Source organism: Chryseobacterium sp. POL2 (assembly GCF_011058315.1).
GTDB lineage: Bacteria > Bacteroidota > Bacteroidia > Flavobacteriales > Weeksellaceae > Soonwooa.
In genome coordinates this window covers 1,824,512-1,843,925 of record NZ_CP049298.1, presented here as the reverse complement: position 1 = coordinate 1,843,925, position 19,414 = coordinate 1,824,512, and the positions used below count along the sequence as shown (strand labels likewise).

At 42.3% G+C, this 19,414-nt stretch carries 13 protein-coding genes; 5 read left to right on the top strand and 8 right to left on the bottom strand.

Features of this window, described 5'->3' with window-relative positions; translation table 11 throughout:
• The first annotated feature begins 19 nt into the window (after positions 1-19).
• From G6R40_RS08535 to G6R40_RS08525, 3 genes are read left to right on the top strand one after another with little or no spacing between them, the layout of a single operon-like run.
• On the top strand, positions 20-1,501 hold the full coding sequence (locus G6R40_RS08535) for a DUF3945 domain-containing protein (protein ID WP_165134102.1): 1,482 nt from the start codon (positions 20-22) through the stop codon (positions 1,499-1,501).
• A gap of 2 nt (positions 1,502-1,503) precedes the next feature.
• Positions 1,504-3,597: a type IA DNA topoisomerase gene (locus G6R40_RS08530; protein WP_165134099.1), complete on the top strand. Its 2,094-nt coding sequence runs from the start codon at positions 1,504-1,506 to the stop codon at positions 3,595-3,597.
• Complete coding sequence (locus G6R40_RS08525) at positions 3,587-4,468, top strand: ORF6N domain-containing protein (protein WP_165137599.1); 882 nt, start codon at positions 3,587-3,589, stop codon at positions 4,466-4,468. The genes G6R40_RS08530 and G6R40_RS08525 overlap by 11 nt, the downstream gene beginning before the upstream one ends.
• Positions 4,469-4,504: 36 nt before the next feature.
• Here G6R40_RS08525 and G6R40_RS08520 read toward each other — a convergent pair whose 3' ends face one another.
• Positions 4,505-4,681, bottom strand: coding sequence for a histone H1 (locus G6R40_RS08520; protein WP_165134096.1), 177 nt, complete (start codon positions 4,679-4,681; stop codon positions 4,505-4,507).
• A gap of 172 nt (positions 4,682-4,853) precedes the next feature.
• On the opposite strand from G6R40_RS08520, the gene G6R40_RS08515 reads away from it, so the two are divergent.
• Together G6R40_RS08515 and G6R40_RS08510 are read left to right on the top strand one after the other, a co-directional pair.
• On the top strand, positions 4,854-5,291 hold the full coding sequence (locus tag G6R40_RS08515; protein WP_165134093.1) for a DUF1896 domain-containing protein: 438 nt from the start codon (positions 4,854-4,856) through the stop codon (positions 5,289-5,291).
• Complete coding sequence (locus G6R40_RS08510; RefSeq protein ID WP_165137596.1) at positions 5,278-10,710, top strand: N-6 DNA methylase; 5,433 nt, start codon at positions 5,278-5,280, stop codon at positions 10,708-10,710. Before G6R40_RS08515 ends, G6R40_RS08510 begins: the two co-directional genes overlap by 14 nt.
• 52 nt (positions 10,711-10,762) lie before the next feature.
• Here G6R40_RS08510 and G6R40_RS08505 read toward each other — a convergent pair whose 3' ends face one another.
• From G6R40_RS08505 to G6R40_RS08475, 7 genes are all read right to left on the bottom strand, one after another.
• Positions 10,763-11,590 carry an RteC domain-containing protein gene (locus G6R40_RS08505; protein WP_165134090.1) on the bottom strand — a complete coding sequence of 276 codons (828 nt, stop codon included), beginning with the start codon at positions 11,588-11,590 and terminating at the stop codon, positions 10,763-10,765.
• A gap of 115 nt (positions 11,591-11,705) precedes the next feature.
• Positions 11,706-12,428 carry an NADPH-dependent F420 reductase gene (locus G6R40_RS08500; protein ID WP_165134087.1) on the bottom strand — a complete coding sequence of 241 codons (723 nt, stop codon included), beginning with the start codon at positions 12,426-12,428 and terminating at the stop codon, positions 11,706-11,708.
• A 2-nt stretch (positions 12,429-12,430) separates the two neighbouring features.
• A complete protein-coding gene (locus G6R40_RS08495) occupies positions 12,431-13,528 on the bottom strand; it encodes an efflux RND transporter periplasmic adaptor subunit (protein WP_165134085.1) in 1,098 nt (365 codons plus the stop codon).
• 2 nt (positions 13,529-13,530) lie between these two features.
• A complete protein-coding gene (locus G6R40_RS08490; RefSeq protein ID WP_165134083.1) occupies positions 13,531-16,695 on the bottom strand; it encodes an efflux RND transporter permease subunit in 3,165 nt (1,054 codons plus the stop codon).
• 14 nt (positions 16,696-16,709) lie between these two features.
• Positions 16,710-18,116: a TolC family protein gene (locus tag G6R40_RS08485; RefSeq protein ID WP_165134081.1), complete on the bottom strand. Its 1,407-nt coding sequence runs from the start codon at positions 18,114-18,116 to the stop codon at positions 16,710-16,712.
• A gap of 571 nt (positions 18,117-18,687) precedes the next feature.
• Entirely contained in the window at positions 18,688-18,870 is a 183-nt protein-coding gene (locus tag G6R40_RS08480; protein ID WP_165134079.1) for a MarR family transcriptional regulator, read from the bottom strand.
• Positions 18,871-18,874: 4 nt separating this feature from the next.
• The gene (locus G6R40_RS08475; protein WP_165134077.1) at positions 18,875-19,324 is read right to left on the bottom strand and encodes a pyridoxamine 5'-phosphate oxidase family protein; all 450 of its coding nucleotides are present in this window, start codon (positions 19,322-19,324) and stop codon (positions 18,875-18,877) included.
• Positions 19,325-19,414: the final 90 nt, after the last annotated feature.

The window sequence follows — 19,414 nt, the reverse complement described above, 5'->3', positions numbered from 1 at the left end:
ACTTTAAAATTTTCAGATTATGAGCGAAGAAACTTTAAATCAAGAGAAAGCACCCGAACAAGTTGCACAGGAAGTACCTGAGCAACTTTCGGACGTGCTGTTAGTGCTGGATAAGGAAAAAATGAAAATCCAAGCCGTTAAGGGTATTGACAAAGACGGAAATTTAGAAACCGTTGACCCAACTATAAATAACCAATCCGAATTTCTACGTGTGGACAAACACGGAGATTTCATTACCAACTTCTTTTCCAACTTTTGGCGACAGTTAAAAAACCCAACCCCTTTTGCATTCTTCAAAGTGGGTGCAGACGATGTAGTCGAAAAAGCAAAGCAATTTCAACAACAGGTAGATAAGCCTACGCCGGAAGGCGAAAAGGAAATGAAAAAGCACGAGGTAAAGACTGACCCGAAACAGGAACAAAAACAAGAAAATAAAGATGATATGGCAACAACACAGACAACACCGGAAACAAACGAGTACCGTTTCAAGTCGGAACAGATTGATTGGGCAACATTGAACAACTTTGGAATAACAAAGGAATACCTCGAAAAGCGAAACCTGCTTGACCCTTTATTAAGGGGGTATAAAACGAATGAACTTGTCTATATGGACGCTAATTTTGGAGGGGTAGCCCACCGTTCACAAGCACGTTTACAGTTACGGCAAGATGAAAAGGGCGAGGTTGTTGTAATGGCACACGGTGTCCGCAATTCCCCAGACCTACACAGAGAATTTTTCAATCATAAGTTTACCGATGAAGATAAAAAAAACCTGCTCGAAACGGGTAATATGGGGCGAGTAGTTGATTTGGTACACCCAAAGACAGGCGAACTTATACCGTCCATTATCAGTGTGGACAGGCTTACCAATGAGCTTATCGCCCTCCGAACTTCTTTAATCAATATCCCCGATGAATTGAAAGGGGTTAAGTTTAACGAGGAACAAAAACAAACCTTATTGGAGGGTAAACCTCTATTCGTTGAGGGTATGACTTCAACAAAAGGAAAACTCTTTGATGCAACGGTACAGTACAATGCGGACAAAAATTATTTAGAGTACCTATTTGATAGAGGAAATAATCGTCAGCAATCCCAAAATAACCGACAAGCAAATCAGCAAAGCCAGCCACAGGAAGCTCCGAGAGTTTTCAGAGGTACTGAACTGACCGACGAACAACACAACAAATTCAAAGACGGGCAAACGGTCTATGTTCAGTTGAAAGATAAAAAAGACCAGCCTTATAATGGCTATATCACTTTCAACAAAGAAACGGGTAAAACCAATTTTGAGTTTCCTAATCAATACAAGGAGCGTGTTAAACCTACCGAAGCTCACAAAACACAAACTGCGGTCAATTCAGAGGGTAAAACCAACGAAGCAACTAAAAATCTCAAAGAGCCTTTAAAATCGGGGCAACAAAGACCGAAGAATGAAAAGCAACAGGAGCAACAGAATAATCCAAAAGCCCCTGCAAAGTCAAGAAGTAGAAAAGTGAGTTAATTATGAAAACAGTTATTGCAGAAAAACCAAGCGTAGCAAGGGAAATAGCAAGCTTGTTAGGAGCTTCCGAGAAAAAGGACGGCTATCTAACAGGCAACGGCTATTTTGTTACGTGGGCATTCGGTCATTTAATTGGCTTGGGAATGCCTGAAGATTATGGGATTTTGGGGTTTGACAGGGCTTCTCTGCCCATCCTCCCGAACCCGTTTATATTGACCGTTCGCAAGGTCAAAAAGGATAAAGGCTATCAAGCCGATACAGGAGCATTAAAGCAACTGAAAGTCATCAAAGAACTATTCCATAAAAGCGAAAGCATTATCGTTGCTACCGATGCAGGGCGTGAGGGAGAGTTGATTTTCAGATATATTTACGAGTACCTGAAATGCCGTAAACCCTTTGAGCGGCTTTGGATAAGCTCGCTTACCGAAAAAGCAATCAAGCAAGGATTTGACAGCTTGAAAGACGGTGCAGCATTTGACGGCTTGTATCAGGCTGCACAAGGCAGAAGCCGTGCCGATTGGCTGGTGGGTATCAATGCCACACAAGCATTGAGTATCTCCGCAGGCAATGGCATTTACTCGCTGGGCAGAGTGCAAACGCCTACGTTGGCGTTGATTTGCAAACGCTATTTGGAAAACAAGAGTTTCTCCATTAAAAAGTATTGGCAAATTCAGCTATTGCACCGCAAAGAGGATATTGACTTTAAAAGTATCTCAAAAACCAAATGGGAGGAACAAAAGTTAGCCGAAGATACCTTGCGGTCAATCCAAAGACACGGAACGGCTACGGTTGTATCTGTGGAAAGTAAGAATATCACGGAGCAACCGCCCTTATTGTTTGACCTCACAGGACTGCAAAAGGAAGCCAACAAAAAGCTGAACCTATCTGCCGAACAAACACTCAATATCGCTCAAAGCCTGTATGAACAAAAATTTATTACCTATCCCCGTACCGGAAGTAAATACATACCGGAAGATATGTGGGCAGAAATCCCCAACCTTGTAAGAGCGTTACAGGACAACGAAAATTTTAAGCAAGCTGTTTCAAAATTGAAGTGGGGTCGTTTCAATAAGCGAATTGTAAACGATTTGCGTGTAACAGACCACCACGGGTTGTTGATTACCGACAAAATTCCGTCTGCACTCAATGCGGACGAAACAAAAGTGTATAATCTGATTGCCTTTCGACTGCTCGAAGCCATATCACAAGCCTGCGTAAAAGAGATTACCGATATAGCGTTAGAAGTATCGCACTACGATTTTACGCTGAAAGGCTGTAAGATATTAGAGGCTGGCTGGCGTTCCATAAAAGGCAGTTTCTCGGACGATGACACCGAACCGATACAGGACTTGCCCGAACTCAAAAAAGGCGACGAATTGAAAATCAAAGAAGCCTCCTGTTTGGAAAAGAAAACAAAACCGCCTGTACTTTTTACAGAAGCCGGACTATTGTCGGCAATGGAAAATGCAGGAAAGGAAATCGAAAATGAGGACGAACGAAAAGCCCTGCAATATATCGGTATAGGTACGCCTGCGACAAGAGCGGCAATCATAGAAACCCTATTTACCCGTAATTACATCCAACGGGAAAAGAAATCCTTAATCCCGACTGAAAAGGGATTGCAGGTATATGAATTAGTCAAAGACCGCAAAATTGCGAACGTGGCTATGACTGCCGAATGGGAATTGGCTTTGCAGAAAATCGAAAACAACGAAGTTGATGCGAGGGTATTTTTAAGAGAAATGGAAACCTACGCAAAGTCTATAACTGACGAATTGCTACAAAGCTCCCTTGCCAATGAGAACCTGCCTAAACTGACCTGTCCGAAATGCAAAAGCCAACAATTGATTATCCGTGATAAGATTGTCAAATGCCCTGACGAACATTGTAATTGGGTACAATTTCGTAGGGTTTGTGAGGTGCAGTTAAGCATAGCCGATATTACAAGCCTCGTCAATAATGGCAAAAGCCCTTTGATTAAGGGAATGAAAAGCAAAGCCGGAAAGAAATTCGATGCCTATATCGTATTGAATGAGAACGCCGAAAGCTCCTTTGAGTTTGAGAAAAATAAATCCAATAAACGCAATGGAAAATAAGCCAACAATTGTACCCAAAGAAATCAGCAATCTGATTTATACCATACGAGGCAAACAGGTAATGCTGGATAGCGACCTCGCTAAATTATATCAGGTAGAAACAAAAAATCTGAACAAAGCCGTAAAGCGAAATATGCAGCGGTTTCCCGAAAAATTCTGTTTTCAACTGACTGATGAGGAAGCGGATTTTTTGAAGTTCCAAATTGGAACCTCAAACATTGGGCGAGGCGGAAGACGTTACCTGCCCTATGCTTTTGGCGAACAAGGAATTGCGATGCTATCGGCAGTGCTTCGCTCCGACGTGGCTGTAAATGTTAGTATTGAGATAATGGACGCATTTGTCGAAATGCGGAGAATGCTCATCAGTAACTCCTCTCTGTTTCATAGGCTGGATAAGATTGAGATAAAGCAATTAGAAACCGACCAAAAGATTGAGGAAATCTTTAAGGCTTTGGAAAGCGACAAGCTCCAAAGTGACAAAGGCATTTTCTATAACGGGCAGGTCTTTGATGCTTATACTTTTGTTTCCGATATTATTCGAAGTGCCGAAAGCTCCATTATCTTGCTCGACAATTATGCAGATGATACAGTGCTGACCTTATTGGGTAAGCGTAAGGATAATGTAACCGCAAAAATCTACACCAAAGCTATCAGCAATCAGCTACGCCTTGACTTGCAACGCTACAACAGCCAATATCCTACGATTGAGATTAAGACTTTTTCCGATGCCCACGACCGCTTTTTGATTATTGACGATACGGAACTTTACCATATTGGAGCATCACTGAAAGATTTGGGTAAAAAGTGGTTTGCCTTTTCCCGAATGGATATAGAGGTCGGCAGAATGCTTCAACTCTTGAACAACCCATAAAAACAAAACCCTCTGAAAATTCGGAGGGTTTGATTTTTAGCCTTTAGATGCTTCCAAAGATGCTTTTCTGAACTCTTTTAAAAGTTTCTCCAATTCAAGCGAAGTCTTACGTGCTCTTGTACCTGCCGCTTTGTTTCCCTTTTCTACTTGCAATTGTGCATCAGCTTTCAACGCTTCATAGCTTGCGTTGATTTTTTCAATTAGTTCGTTCATTATGATAGTGAATTAAAATTTGTACAGCACAAAAATACGTTTTTCTACCTTATATGATATACTAATACGCCAAATCCCGCCTTTCAAAGCCAAACCCTGCCACATCTTCAAAGGCTTTTACTGCCTGCTCTAATTTTAGGATTTACGCAAAAATTCTAAAACATAATTTATTATGAGTACACAGCAAAAAGACTTGTCGTATTTCCGCTTACGACTGCAAGAACACCTTAACAGTAGCTTCCCTGAAAAAGCTCACGACCAAAAATTTATTGACCAGCGTTCTTCGTGGGCTACAAATGCTTACGAGGGTGCGTTCCGCTCTGGCAATGCTATCGACCAATGCAATGAGATTGCCAATTACATACTCTTTGAGGGTTTGCACTTTTCCAAGTTTGATACGGTTTTTCAAGTCGTATGCAATGAGTTCGATACCCTAATGGCAGATGAGGAACTGCGACCATTCGCTCTTAAAATGTTCCCAATCTGTGAACCAGTATTTGCCAAGTATGAACTGACCGATGATTTTGCCTACGGTTACGAGTTTGATGTCCTCTATACCGAACTGACGGGAACCATCACAATATGGATTGATGAAAATGGGCTTCAGTAAACTTCAGCACCTCCAGCACAATATCGAAGCCCTGCGGATTGCTTTTACATTGGAAAAGGAGAAGCGACAAGCGACCGCAGAAGAAAGACTGCTAATGATGCGTTATAGCGGATTTGGCGGTCTTAAATTCGTATTGAACCCCATAGCAAATGAAATTGACATCAATCATTGGAGGAAGACCGAACACGATTTATTCCCGATTACGCAGGAACTCCACCAACTTCTAAAAGAAAACGCTACGGATGAAAAGCAATACCGCCAATACGTGGATAGTATGAAAAGCTCGGTGCTGACTGCTTTTTATACACCGCCACAGGTTATAGATGCCATTGCACAGGCAATACGTGATAGCGGCTTGAACATTGACAAATTCCTCGAACCCTCCGCAGGTATCGGGGCTTTTGTTCAGTCCTTTGCAGAGAGCCAAACCAAAGTTACTGCTTATGAAAAGGATGTACTCACAGGCAAAATCCTAAAGCACCTCTATCCTGAAAGCAATATCCGTGTAAGTGGCTTTGAGGAAATCCCCGAGAAGGAACAAAACAACTATGACGTTATTGCAAGCAATATCCCTTTTGGCGATACCTCTGTGTTTGACCTTTCGTATTCCCGAAGTAAAGACCCTGCAAAAATACAAGCTGCCCGAAGCATTCATAACTATTTCTTTTTAAAAGGGAATGATATGCTCCGTGAGGGCGGTTTGCAGGCATTCATTACTTCACAGGGAATTTTAAACAGTCCGAAGAATGAGCCGATACGCAGGGTATTAATGGAAAACAACAATTTGGTTTCGGCTATCCGCTTACCTAATAATCTGTTTTCGGATTATGCAGGTACAGAGGTCGGCTCCGACCTGATAATCCTGCAAAAGAATACGGCAAAACAAAATCTGACCGAAAGGGAAGATCTGTTTTGCCAAAGCAACAAAACAGGATATGGTACACCCAGCAATGCAATATTTAATGACGGTGCAAGAATTATAAATACGCATTGGAAAGTAGATACCGACCCTTACGGGCAACCTGCTCTAATCTATACCCACCAAGGCGGCGTTGAAGGCATTGCCAAGAACCTTAAACAAATGCTTTCCGATGATTTTGGAAAGTATCTGAATTTATCTTTGTATAGAGGCAGACAAAACGATGAGCCTATCGTACAAATTCCGGTACAGCCAACACCACCTCCGGTTATAGAGCGTGAAATCATTCAGCCGGAACTCCCTCGTTTTACGCCACCAACCATTGTGCAGGAAAGCCCACAAGAATTTACGCAGTTAAGTATTTTCGACCTGTTTGCAAATGCTGGCGAACCTGTCGCCGTTCTTGCTCCACCCAAGCGAGCCACAAGAACCAAAAGGCAAACAATCAATAGACGTAGAACGCCTATCAATCGCCAAACGGACTTATTCAGTGAGGCGATGCAACAACCGTACACGCCTCCTGCTCCTAATGGTACGGTAAATAGAACAAGCCAACCCAACAGCAATGAACAGGAAGCAACCGGAGATTTGTTTTCACAACAAAACGGGAATGGCCAAGCCGACAAGCCAGCCGTTTCCGTAGCCGTTCCTGTTACCATTCCCGAACCTGCATTATATAGTCAGGAATTGCAGTCGTACCACCGTAACGACTGTCTTGTTGTGGACAATGGTTGGGTCGGTCATTTGCAGGAGGTTGATAAAGAAAACGGAACGGCAATTTTCCATCCCTTGCAACTGCCGTCAGCCCAACAAGCAAGAGCCGAAGCCTATATTGCCGTGCGTGATACTTACAACGACTTGTATCAAAAAGAAGCCGAAAAACAAACGGAGCATCAGGAGGAAAGAGAAAACCTTAACCGCCTGTACGATGCCTTTGTCAAAAAGTATAGCAACTTGAACAGTGCCGATAATATCAAGCTGATAAAGACCGACAGTGCAGGAAAGGAAATTCCGTATTTGGAGCGTGTGAAAGGCGGCATCGTTCAGAAAGCGGATATATTTAGCCACCCCGTAAGTTTCTCTACCACAAGATTAGCAACCGACAACCCACAAGAAGCATTAGCATCCTCGTTGAACAAATACGGAAGTGTGGATTTGGACTATATGTCCGAAATCAGCAATATGACCGCCGATGCCTTGAAAGAGCATTTACACGGTCGTATTTTCTATAATCCATTGGAAAGGGAGTACGAAATAGCCGAACGCTGGATAGCTGGTAACGTAGTTGAAAAAGCCAAAGAAATCAGAGCCTGCGTTGAACAAAATCCCGATGATAAGGAAGCCAAACAAAGCCTTACGGCATTAGTGGAAGCCAGACCAAGACGTATCGAATTTGAGGAGCTGGACTTCAACCTCGGCGAACGCTGGATACCCACTGGCGTTTATGCCAAATTTGCCTCACACCTTTTTGATGCAGATGTAAAAATCCACTATTCGGACAGCTCCGATGATTTTTCCGTAATCTGTAATCAGGGCAATCAAAACATTTGGGTCAAGTATGCGGTCAAGGCTGAAAGCCGGACGTTTGACGGCGTGGCTTTGATGAAGCACGCCCTTGTCAATACCACACCCGATATAACCAAGAAAGTCGAAATAGACGGGCAGGAAGTCAAGGTCAAAGATATGGAAGCTATACAAATGGCTAATTCCAAAATTGACGAAATACGCACCACTTTTACAGATTGGCTACACGCCCAAAGTGATGAGTTCAAAACCCGACTGACCGACCAATACAACGATACCTTTAACTGTTTTGTACGTCCAAACTATGACGGAAGCCATCAGGATTTTGCAGGCTTAGACCGCAAAGCATTAGGTATCGAAGACTTGTACAATAGTCAAAAGGACACCGTTTGGATGATTAAGCTGAATAACGGTGCTATTTGCGACCACGAGGTCGGTGCTGGGAAAACATTGGTTATGTGTACTGCCGCACAGGAAATGAAGCGTTTGGGCTTGGCACACAAACCAATGATAATAGGATTAAAAAGTAATGTACACGAAATCGCCGAAGCCTACAGAACAGCGTACCCACACGCAAAGATACTGTTCCCTGGCAAGGAAGATTTCACTCCACAAAAACGCCTCCGGATATTCGGGGATATAAAAAACAATGATTGGGATTGTGTAATTCTCACGCACGACCAATTCGGAATGATACCCCAAAGCCCCGAAATCCAAAAGGAAATCCTCGAAATAGAATTGGATAACGTGGAGCGAAACCTATATACAATGGAGGCTGACGGTGCGGAAGTAACAAGGGGTATGCTTGCCGGAGCTATCAAGCGAAAAGACAATCTCGAAGTGAAGCTAAAGACTTTACAGCACGATATTGAGAACCGCAAAGATGATATAGTCGATTTTAAAATGATGGGTATAGACCATTTATTTATCGACGAGAGCCACCAATTTAAAAATCTAATGTTCAATACCCGTCATAGTCGTGTTGCTGGATTGGGTAACGTGGACGGTAGCCAAAAAGCAATGAACCTGCTTTTTGCTATCCGTACCATTCAGGAGCGAACCAATGCGGATATGGGGGCTACCTTTCTTTCGGGAACGACTATTAGCAATTCATTGACCGAATTGTACTTGCTTTTCAAATACCTACGCCCGAGGGCATTGGAAAAACAGGGCATTAACTGTTTTGATGCGTGGGCAGCTATTTACGCACGTAAGACGACCGATTACGAGTTTTCGGTCGCCAACAATATTGTAGCAAAAGAACGCTTCCGTTATTTCATCAAAGTACCGGAGCTTGCACAGTTCTACTCGGAAATAACGGATTATAGGACGGCAAGGGATATAGGCATTGACCGTCCTGAAAAAAACGAAATCCTTTACAACATTCCGCCTACGCCCGACCAAGCGGAGTTTATACAGAACCTGATGGAATTTGCGAAGTCAGGCGATGCAACTTTGCTGGGAAGACACCCGTTATCAAAATCGGAAGAAAAAGCGAAAATGCTTATCGCAACGGATTACGCCCGTAAGATGTCATTGGATATGCGAATGGTAAGCGGTATATACGAAGACCACCCCGACAACAAAGCCTCTCACTGTGCCAATAATATTGCGAAATATTACAATAAATACAATGCACAGAAAGGAACACAATTCGTGTTCTCGGATTTGGGAACATATAAGCCGAACGAGTGGAATGTGTACTCTGAAATCAAACGCAAGCTCGTGGAAGACCACAACATACCTGCGAATGAAATCCGGTTTATTCAGGAAGCCAAAACCGACAAACAACGTAAGGAGCTTATCAAGGGAATGAACGAGGGTAAAATCCGTGTGCTGTTCGGCTCAACGAGTATGCTTGGAACAGGTGTGAACGCACAGAAAAGAGCTGTTGCCGTTCATCATTTGGACACACCGTGGCGACCATCCGACCTTGCCCAGCGTGACGGTAGGGCAATCCGTAAAGGCAATGAGATTGCCAAACATTTTGCCGATAACAAAGTAGATGTCATCATATATGCCGTGGAGAAATCGCTGGATAGCTACAAATTTAACCTGCTGTTTAACAAACAGCTTTTTATCGACCAATTAAAGTCCAACAATCTTGGTAAGAGAATTATTGACGAGGGCAGTATGGACGAAAAATCGGGTATGAATTTCTCTGAATACGTGGCAATCCTGTCAGGAAACACAGACCTGCTGGATAAGGCAAGAGTTGAAAAACAGATTGCCGGATTGGAAAGCGAAAAGCAAGCGTTTAACCGTTCCAAGTATAGTGCAAAATCCAAATTAGAAAACTATACAGAAGAATTTAGCGCAGCTCAATCACGCCTCATCCGAATGACAACCGATTGGGACAACTTACAGCAACGCATACAAAAACGGCAGGATGGCAAAATCTTAAATCCTGTACAGTTGGACGGCTTATCTCCTAATGCGAACGCCAAACAGGTTGGAACCAAGCTCAACGAGATTGCCGATAAAGCCCGTTCAGGTGGGGATTATCAGGAGATTGGTGGTTTGTACGGATTTCAGCTATTGGTTAAAACGGAAATGTCCGAAAAAGACGGCGTAGATATTCGGGTAAACCGATTTTTTGTACAGGGAGAGGGTAACATTAAGTATAACCACAATTTTGGTGTGATTGCCAAAGACCCTGAAACCGCCTCTGTAAACTTTTTGAGAGCGTTGGAAAAACTACCGCCACTTATGGCTAAGGAACAGGAAAACATTGCCAGCTACAAAAAGGATATACCGATACTTCAGGAGGTCGTTAATGGTACGTGGTCTAAGGAGAGCCGACTAAGCGAACTCAAAACGGAGCTGGCGGCAATAGAGCGAAAGATACAGCTATCTATCGAACCAGAGAAAAAGGGAGAACCTGCGGAACAAGTGGAAAAAAAGCAAGAAACACCAAAATTCTCGGACAGTATTGTACGCACAAAAGGTATTCATTTGCCACGAGGAGTACTGTAAAAAAAGGGCTTTTATAAGCCCTTTTTCTTGATTTGTGTCGGACTTTTTGATGCTACTTCTCGTCCTGTTCGTCCATTCTTTTAATCAATGCTTCACGCATTTCATCAGAAAATTTGGTTCGGTTTATCTTTCGGGATTTTAGTTCCGTAAATGTATGGTAAAAATCGCCTAAATCAATACCGAAAAGGTGTTCAAAGTGTCTAACAATAACGACAATATCTGCTTGTCCATTATTGAAAACCCCTGATAAATAAAGTCCATATATCAATTCGGTCGCTGCGGCTTTACTCGCAGTCCATTTTAATGAACAATTTTCAAATGATGATTTCTGATTAGTATTGTTTAGCTGGTTTTCAAGATAAATTTCCAAACGGTCATTTGCGATAATCTTAGCGACCTTAAAATCGTGTGAAGTAGAAAAACGACTATCTGCTTCAAAAGAAAAAGTATCTAAACTTAGTTTTATGTCGTGTTGTTCTCGTACAAAATATTTATGGTCGAGATAGGTACTGTTAGTCCGGTAATATTTACAGAACTCGATATTTCTGTCGTAAAACCTTTTGAGTTCCGATAATTCTTTGACGAGATAATCCTCTAAAACCTGTTGCCCACCATAAGGTTTCTTTGCTTCTATTTTATAGATAGCATTATAATAGATAAGGTTTGAAACAATATTTGGTTTATGGACTTTGAAAAACAAAATTTCTTCATCAGTACCGGCAAATCCATTTTTAAGAATGTACTTTTTTACTTTCGTAAGCTCTTTAACTATTTCATTGAGAATAGCTTCAAGTTCGTGTAAAGAATAATCGGCTTTAATCTCAAATTCGAGAGCTACCGTTTTTATTCTGTTCAGTGTTTCGTTATAAAATTGTTCCATACAGTTACATTTTTAACATTAGGAGTAGTTCTAAAACGCTTACACATATTTATAATACCCTCTAATTTTTACATACTACAATACTTGTTTGTAAATAAAATAGTCAAACAATTTATCATTGGTTATTCTGTTTTTCTTTTAATATGTTTTCTTCCTTAATTTTTCTTTGCTCACGTATATACGCCATAGCTTCGGCGGTTTTCTGCTGATAAAAGTCCTGCATTGCCTCTGTTAATTTTGGCAGGGTTAAATCTGTACAATATGCTGGCGTTACTGGCTCTTGTTTCCAAGAGTTTTTTAATAATCCGTTATCGTAGAAGTCAAAGCCTATTTGGTCTAACAGGTTACGGATTATTTCTTTGTGCCTGCTGTTATCTCCCGATACGGAAAGGGCAATCCTTTCGGGGTCGCCTTTTGGACGGGCTTTTTCTGCCAAACTTTTGAAGTTTATAGAATTAAATACTTTAATGACAGGTCTTCCAATAATCTTTGATACCCATTCCGAGTTGGTCAAATCGCTCTCCAATTCTTCTATAATACCATCTCTGATTAATGGGAAATAATTACAATTGTCTATAACGATAACGTCATCTGATACACCATTAAATAAGTCTTTGGGCAACTTCAAAATGCCCGATTGTGGTATAGCGATTATTATCAATTCATTTTCTCTTGCCACTTTATAAACCGATACGGCTTCTATACCGATTTGCGAAGCCAATACCTGTAAGGTTTCAGCACCTTTTGAGTTTGCAATGGAAACTTCGTGACCTGCTTTGACAAAATGCTTTGTCAAAGTCTGCCCCATATTTCCTGCTCCGATAATTCCGATTTTCATAACTATTTGGTTTGATTTACCGTACTTCCATTAGTTATATCTTCTGTTGCTTTGACCATCAACGTATCATTTTCTGCAAGTTGGTCGCTGAAAATCTCAATGTTCTCTGCTGTTTCCAAACCAAGTTCCACCTTTATATGGTGTGCTTTATTATCTGCTACTTTAATTACAAAAACGCCCTCTTGGGTAGTCATAACAGCGGTTTTGGGTACTACAAATGGATTATTTCTACTTTTCAGCGATATGGAAACATCGGCAACCGTTCCTGCCAATAGTTTTTTATCAGCATTGGGGATATCCAACTCCACCAACTGCGAACGGAGTGTTTTATCCAATGCCCCTGCCATACGGCTGATATTTGCTTTGAATGTTTCCCCTTTGATATAAGGTACAGTAAACGTAAGTTGGTCGCCTGTCTTGAGATAGCCCGAATAGGCACTCGGCACGGATACGGCTAACCTCAAATGGTTCTGTTGCTGTATGGAAAGCAAAGGTGTCTGTGTGCCTCCTCCGACAAACGCCCCGATATTGACATTTCTTACTGTTATTATACCATCAAAAGGTGCTTTGATTTGCAGGTAACTTTGCATTGTCTGTACTTCCTGATAGGTAGCCTGTGCGGCTTTGAACTGTGCCAAATCTGCATCTTTTTTTGAAGATGCCTGTTCTAAATCGTTCTTGGATATTGTACCCTCGACCTTGCTCGTTTCCAAAAGCCGTTGATAGGTACTGTTGCTTGCTGTATAGATAGCTTCACGGGAATGCAGGTTGGATTTGGCGGCGTTCAACTGTGAAGCGATTTCGGGTGCTTCCAACTGTATCAATACCTGACCAGCCCTGACCTGCGAACCTACATCTACATTAAGTTTGTTCACGTAACTGCTGACCTTAGCATACAAATCCACTTCACGGAATGCCTGCAACTCGGCAGGCAATCTAACCTCCGAGGTAATACTATCCCTTTTCAACGTAAAAGTGGTTGCAACGGCTTCCTGTTGGGGAGTATCTGCGACCGATTTTTCTTTCTCTTTTGGTGTATTATCGCAAGCTATAAAAAGCAAGGATAAAAAGAGGATAAGCCCTATTTTCTGTGTATTCATTTTTATTGTTCTGTTAATGGTTCGTAATAAGTGCTGTCTTTATCATCAGGGTCTAAGGAAACGGATTGCGTTTTTGATTTGCCCTGTACCCAAGCAAAGACCAGCGGAAGTATAATCAGTACCGCAATTGTCGAAAATATCAGACCGCCGATAACAGCCCTACCGAGCGGAGCGGTCTGTTCGCCTGCTTCTCCGTGACCGATTGCCATCGGCAACATTCCTGCAATCATCGCAATACTTGTCATTATGATTGGTCGCAACCTCACGGAAGCGGCTTCTTTTGCCGATTTAATGGCATCACCATTGTTACGCCTTAGTGTTTCGGCATTGGTAATCAGCAAAACGGCATTGGCAATGGAAACACCTACGGAAAGGATAATCCCCATTGCGGATTGCAGGTTGAGTGTTGAACCTGTTGCCAATAACAAGAGTAACGAACCGAGAACTACGGCAGGAACGGCACTCAATACGGTAAATGATACTTTAAACGATTGGAAATTGGCGGCAAGCATCAGGAATATTACTACTACGGCTACCAAAAGACCGCCTTGCAGGCTTGACAGGGTTTCGTCAAGCACTTCGGTAAGTCCGACCTGCTGAATGGTAAGCCCTCTCGGTAGTTCTCCCAATTCGGCAATCGCTTTTTCTACTGCTTTGGATGCCGTACCTAAGTCTTTATGGTGCAGATTGGCGATAACAGATAGATAGGGCATTACACCGATATTATCTGTCTGACCGTTGACGGTTGTCGGGGTTAGCGTTGCCACATCGCCGAGTACGGGGCGGAGTGAATTGTTGCGTAATGGTATCTGACCGAGTTGGGAAATATTGCCCATTTTATCGGGCGGTATCTGCACCTGTACATTAAAGGCAAAGCCCCACTTTTCATCAAGCCAAATATTTTTCTCGGTATATCTTGATGAAGAAGTCGAAGCGACCAACGAACGGGAAATTTCGCTCATATCCACCCCTAATTCTGCGGCTCGTGTGCGGTTGATATTGATGTCCATTGCCGGATAGTTGGTTGATTGCAATGTCTGCAAATCCCTGAATGTATTGTCCTTTTCTAATAGTGCAATCAGTTTGTCGGCATATTCTTTATTGACTTTCTTATCCCTGCCTGCAACCCTTACTTCGATTGGTGTTGGCGAACCTTTACCCAAAATTTTATCGGTAAGGTCTATCTGTTCAAAATACAGGTTCAGGTTGGGATGTGCTTTGAGTATCTGCTCCCGTAGCTTGTCTTTGAAATCGTCCATATCTACCCGATAATCTTTCAAAGCAACCCGCAAAACGGCTTCGTGAGAACCCGACATAAACAGGTATATCGGAGAGGTTGAACTTGATGCAGGGTGCGTTCCTGCAAAGGCAGACGAAATGCCCACGTGCTGCTCGCCAACGGTTTCGTTTATAATCCTAAGTATATCTTTTGTTATTTCTTCGGTACGTTCCATACGTGTACCCTCCGGCGCACGTACCCTTAATTGGAATTGGCTCGAATTGACTTTTGGCATTACGTCACGCCCTATGGTGGTTATCAATAGGGCAGCAATTCCCGTAATGATTATGAAGTAGCCGATAGTAGCTATTTTACGGACAGCCATTAGCTTATCGAGCAAACGGACAAAAGAAACCTTAACTTTTTCAAAGCGGTTGGGCTTGTTAGGCTCTTTGTTTTCGGTTTCTTTCTTGTGTGTCTTCATCAGCCAATTTGCCATTACCGGCACAAAGGTCTGCGATAATAGAAAAGAGGTTATCATAGAAAAACCAATGGCTAAGGAAAGCGGCAGGAACAACGCACCTGCCATTCCGCTCATTGTGATTGCAGGGGCAAACATTGCCAAAATACACAAGAGGATAAGCAATTTTGGTAAGGCGATTTCCAAACAGGCATCAACGATTGCCCTTGCTTTGGATTTGCCCATATCAAGGTGTTGGTGTATGTTTTCTATCGTAACGGTACTTTCATCAACCAAAATTCCGATTGATAACGCAAGTCCGCTCAACGTCATCAGGTTAATGGTAAACCCAAAAAGTTTGAGGAAAAATACCCCTGCAATTACCGAAATAGGTATGGTAAGTATTACGATTAATGCGGCTCGTCTGTCGCCAAGAAACAGGATAACCATTAGTCCTGTCAATATCGCTCCGATAGCACCCTCCGTTACCAATGTTTTAACGGAGTTGATAACATATACGGATTGGTCAAACTCGTAGGAAACCTCCACGTCTTCAGGCAATGAGTTCTGTATTTTGGCCAGGCTTGCTTTCAGATTTTTAACCACTTCCCACGTGGAAGCATCGGCGGCTTTGGCAATACTAATATAAACCGAACGCTTGCCGTCCACAAGGGCATAGCCTGTCGAAAGGTCTGCTCCGTCCTTAATGGTAGCCACATCGCCCAACCTGACATTGGCTACTTCTCCTTTGAATAATGGTATCTCTGCAAACTGCTCCAATACTTTGATACTTGTATTGGTCGGGGTCATATAGTTCAAATCCCCAATCCTTACGTTCCCCGATGGGGCGGTCTGGTTGTTCAGTCTTATAGCCTGTACCAATTGGTCGGCAGTAAGATTGTGTGCCCTTAGCCTTGCAGGGTCAACATTGATTTCTATTGTCCGTGAGCTTCCACCGAAAGCCTGCGGAGCTGTCAATCCCTGAATGGACGTAAAAGATGAACGGACGTAGTTGTTTGCCAATTCCTGCAATTCATTGTTGCTTCGGGTCTTGCTCTTTAGGACTAATTGACCGACAGGTAAGGACGAAGCATCAAAACGGACTACATAGGGTGGCTGTGAAGACGGTGGAAAGGCTACCTGAACCCTGTTGACCAATGCGGTCAGTTCTCCTGCCGCCTGTGCCATATTCGTACCCTCGTGATAGGTCAGCTTTAAAAGGCTCAACCCTTGCAGGTTTTTCGTTTCGATGGACTTAATGCCATTTGCCAAGAGTAGGACACTTGCATAATTCTTTGTAAAATAGGCTTCCATCTGGTCGGGCGTATAACCGCCGAACGGCTGTGATATATAGATAACGGGCAAATCCATTTTCGGGAGTATATCTACTTTTATATCCCGAACTGAGCCTATTCCAAAGAACAATATCCCTGCTACGAGTACAAGGATGGAAATGGGTTTACGGAGTGCAAATCGTATTAAATTCATATTTTTTTCGGGAATTAAAATTCATTAATAAACAGGTTGAAATCTCCGTTTGCGGCGGCTTTCATCAGCAACGCCTGCCATACATTTACAAAGGCAATATCACGGTCTGTTTCTGCCCGATTGAGCAAATATTGTGCGTTGATAACGTCAATCAATGTACTTAGACCGTTATTATATAAGGTTAGCCGTTGTATGTATGCTTTTTGGGCGGCTTCGACCTGCAAGGGTGCTTCATTATGGTTTGCAATAGCGTATTCCAATCTTGAAGCGGCGGCATCTTCCCTGTTTCGGAGTTCTATGTCAATCGCTTTGTATTCTTCTTCCAAGCCTTTTGTTATCAGTCTTTGGGCAGTTACATTTTTGCTGTAACGGCTTATTGAGGTCAAATTCCAAGTAACTCCAACACCAAAGAGGTAGTTTTGTCGGTCGGGCGAAATGCCATCAAAATAGTTTTGTGTAAATGCGGTCTGGTCGGTTGCATAATCCGAACTGAAACCCGATGCCCGTGTCTGATACACACCGTATAACAGGAACGAGGGCATATACTGTTTTTTGTATAGTTTTTCCTGTGCCAAACTCTTGTTTATTTTGCTTTGGAAAAACAATCGTGTGGGATGGTCGGGATTTTCATTGTTAGCAAAAAGGGTTGCCTGTGGTCTTTTATTGATGAATGTTGTGTCGCTGATAATATTATAGGGTTCTTCTCCTAAGAAATTTACCAATTCGTTGTTCTGTACCTTAACCTGCTCTTTCGTTTGGTTCAAAAGTATTTTGGCTTTGGACACTTCTGCGGAAGCGGTTACGCTATCTACGCCTGCCAACAATCCATTTTTTACTCGGGTTGCTACATTATTATAAAATGCTTCGGTTCTTTGCAGGTTTCGCTCCTGTGAAGTGAGCAACCTTTGGCTTGCCAACAAATTAAGGTAGGCGGCGGCTATCTTTACCTTATGTTGGAATATCTCTTGCTCGTAGTCCTTTTTATAGACATCGGCATCGGATTTGGCAAGCCGTACCTGTTGCTGTGTCCGTCCGAAATTGAAAAACTCCCAATTGACATTGACCAAGTATAATGCTCCAAATGCAGCGTTCCAATTCTGCTCCGGTAACGGTAATCCTGATGAAGCAACCCCAAGACCATTCAACCCGTACATTGCTCCGTTCTGACCGTTGATGGTTCCGTAGTTTTGTTGGGCTGACAGATTTAGGTTAGGCAGGTATTCCCGTTTTGCCCTTATCACATTTTCATTGGAAGCATTGGCATAATTTCGTTTGGCGTTCAATCCGCCGAAATTGGAAACGCCCTTGTCAATTGCTTCTTTAAGTGGTAGTATTTGTCCGTAGGTTTTGCCCGAAAATACGAAAAGCATCGAAACGCTTATATACGTTGCAATGGACAGTATTCTGAAATATTGGCTCATAATGTGCATCTTATCCGTAAAGGAGCAAGCCGAAGTGAAAATTTACACTTACCCCAATTTATTCATTTACAAAGGTCTTGATGTTAGCCAAGATGAAACTTATACGGATTGCTGTATTTTCTACCATTTTTGCTGATTTTGGGTTTATAAAATGGATAGTGGCAGTTGCTTTTGAAATGGTCTGAAATAAAAACCTCTTGATTTTACAGATAAAACCAAGAGGCTTTGAGCCGTCTGTGGGCAATAGATGTTATAATATAACCAGCGTAAAGAACAAGAAGTAAAAAGGGGTATGATACTCATTGATTGGGCTACAACAAAACATCTTCTGCTTCCTCAATTTTTAGCAATAGTTCTTCCTTGCTCTCACAGATTGTAAATTCGTCATTGATTAATCCGTAAGCCTTTCCTTTCAGTTCGGGGTATCTGCTTGCACATTTTTTTATACACCCGATTGTGATTTCACAATCAATCTGCTCAACGGCATTTTTTAATTCCTGCGGCTATATACCTGTGCAGTTCTTGCACACCATCAAATGTTTCATATCGTTCTATTATCTCTTTCAATCGTTTATTTTATGGGTTGCCAAAAACATCGTTTAGGCGACACGATACGTCCGGTTTCCCTTAATACTTTCATCGCTTTTATCACTTCATTCTTGTCCATTTCCGATTGCTCGGCTATTTTGCCTGCATTGGTGGGAACGCCTATTTTTAGCATCGTTTCCAATACTTTTTTTTCGGTTGCTTCCATAACTTTAGTATGTATTGGTGTACACGATACCGCCCTCTGCATCCTTAAAGGTTTCCCATCCTGCGACAAATTCAGGCACATCACTCCCCTGTACAGGTCTGAACTCTACCGTAATGCCATCAAAACTGCAAGCCGTTAAAAGTTCGGGTCTGTCCTTATAGACAAATTTTAAGAACGGGGCTACTTCAAGCCATTTTTGGGTAATTTCAGGACTGTCGTTAAAGGTAACCGTACCCGAAATACGCATCCATCCCATTTTTCCCAATGCACATATTTCGGCGTTGGCATTACTCTCAAGTTGCTTGTACACGTTCTTGACCTTACTGGTGTAAAAACTCAATTTGCCATCTACTTCCAATAGAAAACCTATCGGTCTGACTTTTGGCTTATTGTTTTCTACGGTAGCCAAAGAATAGGGAGCATTTGCTCTTAGAAATTCTAAAATCGTTTTCATAATAAATTGTTTTAATGAACTTTATAGGGCAAAATTAACTACATCAAGCTGCTTTTCTGTTTTCATAAAAACTCCAAAATTTTTCAAAAA

Coding starts and splice junctions, on each gene's coding strand:
- G6R40_RS08510 (WP_165137596.1), top strand. CDS start 5,278: ATGGGCTTCAGTAAACTTCAGCACCTCCAGCACAATATCGAAGCCCTG.
- G6R40_RS08505 (WP_165134090.1), bottom strand. CDS start 11,590: ATGGAACAATTTTATAACGAAACACTGAACAGAATAAAAACGGTAGCT.
- G6R40_RS08515 (WP_165134093.1), top strand. CDS start 4,854: ATGAGTACACAGCAAAAAGACTTGTCGTATTTCCGCTTACGACTGCAA.
- G6R40_RS08520 (WP_165134096.1), bottom strand. CDS start 4,681: ATGAACGAACTAATTGAAAAAATCAACGCAAGCTATGAAGCGTTGAAA.
- G6R40_RS08530 (WP_165134099.1), top strand. CDS start 1,504: ATGAAAACAGTTATTGCAGAAAAACCAAGCGTAGCAAGGGAAATAGCA.
- G6R40_RS08495 (WP_165134085.1), bottom strand. CDS start 13,528: ATGAATACACAGAAAATAGGGCTTATCCTCTTTTTATCCTTGCTTTTT.
- G6R40_RS08485 (WP_165134081.1), bottom strand. CDS start 18,116: ATGAGCCAATATTTCAGAATACTGTCCATTGCAACGTATATAAGCGTT.
- G6R40_RS08525 (WP_165137599.1), top strand. CDS start 3,587: ATGGAAAATAAGCCAACAATTGTACCCAAAGAAATCAGCAATCTGATT.
- G6R40_RS08535 (WP_165134102.1), top strand. CDS start 20: ATGAGCGAAGAAACTTTAAATCAAGAGAAAGCACCCGAACAAGTTGCA.
- G6R40_RS08490 (WP_165134083.1), bottom strand. CDS start 16,695: ATGAATTTAATACGATTTGCACTCCGTAAACCCATTTCCATCCTTGTA.
- G6R40_RS08500 (WP_165134087.1), bottom strand. CDS start 12,428: ATGAAAATCGGAATTATCGGAGCAGGAAATATGGGGCAGACTTTGACA.
- G6R40_RS08480 (WP_165134079.1), bottom strand. CDS start 18,870: ATGGAAGCAACCGAAAAAAAAGTATTGGAAACGATGCTAAAAATAGGC.
- G6R40_RS08475 (WP_165134077.1), bottom strand. CDS start 19,324: ATGAAAACGATTTTAGAATTTCTAAGAGCAAATGCTCCCTATTCTTTG.